The organism is Piscicoccus intestinalis NBRC 104926 (assembly GCF_001515525.1).
Lineage (GTDB): Bacteria > Actinomycetota > Actinomycetes > Actinomycetales > Dermatophilaceae > Kineosphaera > Kineosphaera intestinalis.
The window spans coordinates 1-5679 of the sequence record NZ_BCNQ01000212.1; the positions used below are offsets into that span (position 1 = coordinate 1).

Sequence of the window (5679 nt, forward strand, 5' to 3'; positions counted from 1 at the left end):
GTGGGTCGCGCGCGTCGCCCGCCGGGCCTCGGGCGGCCCTGCGCTGGGTCGCCCCGGCGACGCCTCATGAGCCCGACCCCTGTTCGGTCCCCTCCCGCCCGCCGTCCGGGTACAGGCCCGACGCTCTGTCCGGCTCCGACACCGGGCGCGCGGCCGCCTCCGTCACCACCTCGGACGGCTCGGACGGCTCGGACGGCGGCTCGGAGGTCGGTTCGTCAGACGGTTCGTCGGCCGCCGATGCCACCGTCGACGCGGTGGAGCCGGAGGAGCGGACGACGCTCGAAGCGACCACGGCCTCCGACGCCGGGACTGGCGGCGGGGTCGGTTCCGGCGCAGGTCGCGGGGCAGGTGGCGGGGTCTCCTCGCTGAGGGCTATCGGCGCCCGCTGGATCGGCTGGCCGGCGTGCCGCGGCAGCGTGAGCCGGAACCGGCACCCGCCGCCCGGCGTGCCCCAGGCCTGCAGCCAGCCGTTGTGCAGCCGCGCATCCTCCAGGGCGATCGCCAGGCCCAGGCCGGTGCCGCCGGTCGTGCGGTTGCGCGCGGGGTCGGCCCGCCAGAACCGGTTGAACACCAGCGCGGCCTGCCCGGGCTCCAACCCGACTCCGAAGTCACGCACGGCCACGCCGACCGCCTCGGAGTTGGCGCCGAGCTCGATGTGCACGGGCTTGCCCTCGGCGTGTTCGATGGCGTTGACGAGCAGGTTGCGCAGGATGCGCTCGACCCGGCGGGGGTCCATGTCGCACGGGTAGGGCCGGTCGCCGCCCAGCACCTGCACCGACACCCCGCGCCGATCCGCCAGCGGCGCGGCGGCCTCGACCACCCGGTCGACGACGGCGCGCACGTCGACCTCCTCGGTGTCGAGCACGGCGCCGCCCGCGTCGAACCGGCTGATCTCCAGCAGCTCCGACAGCAGCTCGTCGAACCGGTCGACCTCGGCGAGGAGCAACTCGGTGGACCGCGCGACCGGGGCCTGGAAGTCGCCACGCGAGTCGTGGATCACCTCGGCGGCCATGCGGATCGTCGTCAGCGGGGTGCGCAGCTCGTGGGAGACGTCGGAGACGAACCGCTGCTGCACGCGGGAGAGGTCTTCGAGCTGGCGGATCTGCGTCTGCAGGCTGTCCGCCATGTCGTTGAACGAGCGTGCCAGCGTGGCAAGATCGTCTTCGCCCTTGGCGCGCATGCGCTCGTTGAGCCGCCCCGACGAGAGCCGGCCCGCGACCTCCGCCGCCTCACGCACCGGGTCGACGACGAGCCGGGTGACGATGTAGGCGAGCAGACCGATGAGCACGACGAGCGCGAGCGCACCGATGACGAACGTGCGCAGCATCATGTTCATGATCGCCTGCTCGCGGTCGAGCGGGAACACGAAGTAGAGCTCCTCGCGGCCGGCCTGCGGGACGAGGATCTGCGAGCCGACGAGCACGGCCGGCACGTGCCCGTCGCCGCGCGGGATCGGCACGAGCTGGATGTGTTGATGGCTGGGGTCGGCGGCGATGGCCTGCCGCAGCTCGGTCGGCACGACGGAGGCGTCGACGTCCGTCCACATCGTCGGCACCCGTTCGGGGCCGCGGGTGTTGTCGATGGCTCGGGTGAGGATGAGTTCGCGGGTCTGGTCGGGGGTCTGGCTCTCCTGCTGACGGATGAGGTCGAACGTGAACTGCCGGATGCTCTCCGCGTCGAGGTTGTCGGTGGCGTCGAGGCGCGCCTGCATCTCACTGGCGCGGTAGGCGGCGTCCTCGCGGGCCGTCTGGATCCGGCCCTCCACGAGCCCGTCGGAGATCCGCTGGTAGAGGAACGTCTGCAGCAGCACCATGACGACGAGCCCCAGCAGGACGGTCGTCGAGACGACCCGGAACTGCAGGCTCACCCGCCACAGCCGCGCGATGCGGCGCGCGGCGAGCATCGTCCAGATCCTCAGTCGACGCAGCCCCCGGCGCACGATCGAGCCGGTGGTGGCCAGGCGGCGCCGGGCGGTCGGCCCCAGCAGGCCCCGGTCGGGCGTCGACCGCTTCGTCTGCGGCCGGCCCTGCGATCGCGCGGAGCCGGTGCGCGCCCGATTCGCGCGCGGCTCCCCTCCTCGGGGTGCCCGGAACGGGATGCGGGCAGGCATCGGGCCGGCCTGAGGCGGAGCCCGGCCTAGGCCGGACCGGCCTTGTACCCGACTCCGCGCACGGTGACGACGATCTCGGGGTGCTCGGGGTCGCGCTCGATCTTGCTGCGCAGCCGCTGGACGTGCACGTTGACGAGACGGGTGTCGCCGGCGTGGCGGTAGCCCCAGACCTGCTCGAGCAACACCTCCCGGCTGAACACCTGCCACGGCTTGCGGGCGAGCGCCACGAGCAGGTCGAACTCGAGCGGGGTGAGGCCGACGATCTTGCCGTCGCGCTTGACGGAGTGCCCGGCGACGTCGATGACGAGGTCGCCGATCGTCAACCGCTCCGGCTCCGGCTCCTCACCGCGGCGCAGGCGGGCCCGCACCCGGGCGATGAGCTCCTGCGGCTTGAACGGCTTGACGACATAGTCGTCGGCGCCGGACTCCAGGCCCACGACGACGTCGACCGTGTCGGTGCGGGCCGACAGCATGACGATCGGCACGCCCGACTCGGCACGCAACCGGCGGCACACCTCGATGCCGTCCATGCCCGGCAACATGACGTCGAGCAACACGAGGTCGGGCCGGTGCTGGTGGAAGGCCTCCAGCGCCGACGCGCCGTCGGAGCAGTGCACGACATCGAGCCCCTCATTGCGCAGCACGATGCCGAGCATCTCCGCGAGCGCGAGGTCGTCGTCCACGACGAGCACGCGAGCCTTCATACGCAATCCTTCCGGTTCCCCTCGCCCCTTCGATACCCGATCGTAACCTTCGCAGTCGTCGCATCGTCGCCAGCCCGCCCCCGCGCGGCGGATTCCCGCCACAACGGCCGAAGGCTGCCCCCTGGGCCGAGGGCTGCGGTTCTAACCGCAGCCCCGGACCGAAAGGGCAGCCTTCGGCGTGTGTGTGGTCGGTCAGTAGCGGTAGTGCTCCGGCTTGTAGGGGCCGGCGACGTCGACGCCGAGGTACTCGGCCTGCGGCTTGGTCAGCTCGGTGAGCTCGACGCCGAGGGCGGCCAGGTGCGCGCGGGCGACCTTCTCGTCGAGGTGCTTGGGCAGCACGTAGACGTCCTTGGCGTAGTCGTCGTTCTTCGTGAACAGCTCGATCTGCGCGATCGTCTGGTTCGCGAAGCTGTTGGACATGACGAAGCTCGGGTGGCCCGTGGCGTTACCGAGGTTCAGGAGCCGGCCCTCGGACAGAACGATGATCGAGCGGCCGTCCTCGAACGTCCACTCGTGCACCTGCGGCTTGATCTCGGTCTTGGTGATGCCCGGCAGCTTCGCGAGACCGGCCATGTCGATCTCGTTGTCGAAGTGACCGATGTTGCCGACGATCGCCTTGTTCTTCATCGCGGCCATGTGGTCGGCGCGGATGACGTCGAAGCAGCCGGTGGTGGTGACGAAGATGTCGGCGGTCTCGACGACGTCCTCGAGGCGGGCCACCTGGTAGCCCTCCATCGCGGCCTGCAGCGCGCAGATCGGGTCGATCTCGGTGACGATGACGCGGGCGCCCTGGCCGCGCAGCGACTCCGCACAGCCCTTGCCGACGTCGCCGTAGCCGCAGACGACGGCGGTCTTGCCGCCGATGAGCACGTCGGTGGCGCGGTTGATGCCGTCGATGAGGCTGTGTCGGCAGCCGTACTTGTTGTCGAACTTGCTCTTGGTCACCGAGTCGTTGACGTTGATCGCCGGGAACAGCAGGTCGCCGCTCTTGGCAAGCTCGTAGAGCCGGTGCACGCCGGTGGTGGTCTCCTCGGTGACGCCCTGGATGTGCGCGGCGACCGTCGTCCACTTCGTCGGGTCGGACTCCATCGTGCGGCGCACGAGGGCCTTGAAGACGCCGAACTCGACGGAGTCCTCGTCGGTGGTGGCGGGCACCTGCCCGGCCACCTCCCACTCGCGGCCCTTGTGCACGAGCATCGTCGCGTCGCCGCCGTCGTCGAGGATCATGTTGGCGAACTCGCCGCCCGGCCAGGTGAGGATCTCGTTGGTGCAGTCCCAGTACTCCTCGAGCGTCTCGCCCTTCCAGGCGAAGACCGGCACACCCTGCGGGTCCTGGGGCGTGCCCTGCGGGCCGACGACGACCGCGGCGGCCGCCTCGTCCTGGGTGGAGTAGATGTTGCAGCTGGCCCAGCGCACTTCGGCGCCGAGCGCGACGAGGGTCTCGATAAGCACCGCGGTCTGCACGGTCATGTGCAGCGAGCCGGCGATCTTCGCGCCGGTCAGCGGCTTGGACTCCCCGTACTCCTCGCGCAGCGCCATGAGGCCGGGCATCTCGTGCTCGGCGAGGCGGATCTGGTGGCGGCCGGCGTCGGCCAGGGCGAGATTCGCGACCTTGTGGTCAACGGACATGGTGGCTCTTTCTGCGATTGCCTGTGCTCGCCCGGCGCCGCCCGTCTGGGCCACAACGCGGCCCGGGGAGTTCGAACCCCGCGCCCGTCAGCGCTGCCGTGGGTCATCACCCGCGCCGGACATCGACGTCCAGGATAACCGCGTCGGGCGCAGCCTCGATCACGCGTCTCGCCGTCGGCGCGCCAGCAGCAGCACGGCGGAGCCAGTGAGCGTCAACGCCGCCGACGCCCCCGCCAGCGGCCACGGCTGCACCGCCTCCTCCGTCGGCAGGGGACCGAGCGGGGGCTGCCAGGAGCCGGGCCGGGAACCGCTCACCGCGACGACCCCCGCGACCGCCGCCGCGGTGGGGAGGGAGGCGCTGCGGGCGCTGCCGCCCAGCGGCGCGTCCAGCACGTGGTGGACGGTGTAGGAGGTGTCGGTGCCGATCGTCACCGTGCCGTTGTTCGCATACCGCTCGAGCGGCGTTCCGGTCGTGCCGGTCGCGTCGGTCGGGTCGGTCGCGTCGGTCGCGTGGGTCGCGTCGGTGCGGGTCGAGGTGCCGGCCAGGTAGGGGATGCGTCCCGCGTCCGCGCGGGTGGACTGCACGACGGCCACCAGTCGCTGCGGTGTGCACGACGTCGACTGCCGCGTCGCGACGACCGGGCCGGCGTCGTCGGGCGCGGTGATGTTGCGGGTGGCCCAGCGCAGCCGCGCGGCAGGGCAGTCGATGGCCTGGCCCGGCCCCGGCTCCTCGACGAACGTGACGGGGGCTCCGGCAGTCTGCGGCGTCACGCGGGGCGCCGCGATCGTCCACGCGATGGCCTCGCGGGGCCCCCGCGAGCGGGCCGCGCGCACCCAGCGCTGATCCTTGGTGGCGGTCGCCGACCGGTCGCGCGGGGTCTCGTCGGCGACGTCGAGGCTGGCGTCGAAGGTCGCGCCGGGAGCGCCGAAGGCGAGCCGCACCGGCGCGCGCTGCCGGCTCCGGTCGACGAGCCGGGCCGTGATCCACGTGGAGCCAGTAACCCCGGTTCGCCCGGCGATCTCGTCGGTGAACGTGAACTCGACGAGGTGGCCGGTCACGCGCGCGGTCGCCACGGGCGCGCCGTGGCCGTCACGCACGGCGAACGAGGCGCCGTCGACCGGCTCCAGTTCGCGCGGGAGCGAGACGGTGAAGGTGTCGCGGGGGCGGGCGGTGGCCGGCGCCGCCCACGTCACCTCGACGCGCACGTACCCGTCGGCCGCGGCCTGGACCGCGTC

Annotated in this window: 4 protein-coding genes; all 4 read right to left on the bottom strand. The window is 72.2% G+C overall.

The window, feature by feature from the left end:
- Positions 1–64: 64 nt before the first annotated feature.
- Complete coding sequence (gene mtrB / locus PINTE_RS20045; RefSeq protein WP_245643075.1) at positions 65–2110, bottom strand: MtrAB system histidine kinase MtrB; 2046 nt, start codon at positions 2108–2110, stop codon at positions 65–67.
- Between the two features lie 26 nt (positions 2111–2136).
- A complete protein-coding gene (gene mtrA, locus PINTE_RS20050; RefSeq protein ID WP_068434170.1) occupies positions 2137–2814 on the bottom strand; it encodes an MtrAB system response regulator MtrA in 678 nt (225 codons plus the stop codon).
- 192 nt (positions 2815–3006) lie between these two features.
- Positions 3007–4443, bottom strand: a complete 1437-nt coding sequence (gene ahcY, locus PINTE_RS20055; protein WP_068434171.1) for an adenosylhomocysteinase — start codon at positions 4441–4443, stop codon at positions 3007–3009.
- Between the two features lie 159 nt (positions 4444–4602).
- Positions 4603–5679 (bottom strand): Ig-like domain-containing protein (locus PINTE_RS23460; RefSeq protein WP_169798587.1); only part of this gene is annotated, 1077 nt, incomplete at its 5' end.